The 1,532-nt window shown below is 65.3% G+C and carries 1 protein-coding gene and 1 pseudogene; one reads left to right on the forward strand and one right to left on the reverse strand.

From position 1 onward, the window contains the following. The first annotated feature begins 356 nt into the window (after nucleotides 1-356). On the forward strand, nucleotides 357-737 hold the full coding sequence (gcvH, locus tag ACIQMV_RS39365; RefSeq protein WP_402597922.1) for a glycine cleavage system protein GcvH: 381 nt from the start codon (nucleotides 357-359) through the stop codon (nucleotides 735-737). A 662-nt stretch (nucleotides 738-1,399) separates the two neighbouring features. Here the strand turns inward: gcvH and ACIQMV_RS39370 are convergent. Beyond that, nucleotides 1,400-1,532 (reverse strand): annotated as a pseudogene (locus tag ACIQMV_RS39370) (IS5/IS1182 family transposase); the annotation flags it as partial.

The raw sequence follows: 1,532 nt of genomic DNA on the forward strand, positions 1-1,532 counted from the left end.
GCGACACTCGGGCCACCGACCTGCCCACCACACGCCCCAGAAAACGAAACGGTCCGCCGACTCCGTCGACGGACCCTCACGCAAGATCGAGGCTAACGTCACTCAATGTGTGCGCTCCACGGAAAGTGAGCCAGAACCCCAGAACGGACAGAAGATGTTCACCACTTCGGGAGGCACCGAGACTGGTGGCCGTTCGATTCTCTCTCGCCGGCTTGAAAGCCCCGAGGTGTCCTGAGGTGTACTCGCTGACCACGTACGGCCCAATCAGCCGGTGGCTCGCGTCGTCAACCCTCGGTCAAGATCCTCAAAGGCTGACAATGTGTCATCCGGTGATCACGCCCGAGAGGAGCCTTGCCATGTCGATTGTCCCTGCCGATCTCAAGTACACCGACGAACACGAGTGGATTCACGCCGAAGCCGACGGGACACTGGCGATCGGTATCACCGACCACGCCCAGAACGCGCTTGGGGACATCGTGTTCCTGGAGCTGCCCAAGGTGGGAAAGCAAGTCAAGGCCGGGGATGCCGTCGGCGTCGTCGAGTCGGTCAAGGCCGCTACCGACATCTACAGCCCGGTCACCGGCGAGGTCGTCGCGATCAACACCGACGCCGCTGACGCGCCCGAGGAAGTGAACAGCGACCCTTACGGCACGTGGCTGTTCAAGATCAAGCTGGCGGACGGTGCCACCATCGACAATCTCCTCGACGCCGCCGCCTACGAAAAGCTGATCGGCTGACCCTGCTACGCGGCACCGCCGCCGGACGCTACGACACCGCGGCCATGAATTGATCGGCTCACAGCCCGCACACTGGGCGAGGCTCCCCAGAGCTTCGGCCAGTCCCGACTGGGACAACGGGTTCGAGACGGCGCCCCCAGACAATCCGGCGTGCGCGTAGTTCGATTTGCATGGCAGTCTCGGTGCCTCCCGAAGTGGTGAACATCTGCTGTCCGTTCTGGTCTCGTGGACAAAGCCACGGGGAGCAGTCCCCGAAAATCGTCTTCGCGATCTGCGTTCCGGGACCATCCCCGCGGGTGCGGGGAGCAGTAGGCGTCGGTACCCAGCGCCGTCAAGCCGGTGGGACCATCCCCGCGGGCGCGGGGAGCCCGCGCCCGCGGGGATGGTCCCGTGATCGGGTTGCCAAGCCGGGACTGAGCCGAGTGCTCCCCGCCCCCGCGGGGATGGTCCCGACCATTCCGGTGCCGACTGGTCTGCCGCCGGTCACGCTGGTGTGGGACCGCTTCGACGACCTACCGCACCCTGGCCGCCCTCGCCGACCACGACCCGACCAGGGCCGGATCACCGTGCACCCCACACCGGGCACCGACTCCCGGGGCGCCCTGGCCTGGGACGTCCTGGCCGCGCTCGGCAAACCTCCGCCGCTAACCTAACTGATCATTTCAGAATGAGGTTCGGAGTCGTCTCAAGCAGATGATGTTGCAGGCGAGTTGGAGGAGGCCGAGGTGGAGATCGGCGCGTATCTCGTAGCGGATCCGGAGTCGTTTGAACTGGTGGAGCCAGGCGAAGGTCCGC

This window comes from Streptomyces sp. NPDC091412, from assembly GCF_044756885.1.
Taxonomy (GTDB): domain Bacteria; phylum Actinomycetota; class Actinomycetes; order Streptomycetales; family Streptomycetaceae; genus Streptomyces.

What these genes read in the sequence shown, in the direction of transcription:
- gcvH (WP_402597922.1), top strand. Translation starts at nt 357, where the DNA reads ATGTCGATTGTCCCTGCCGATCTCAAGTACACCGACGAACACGAGTGG.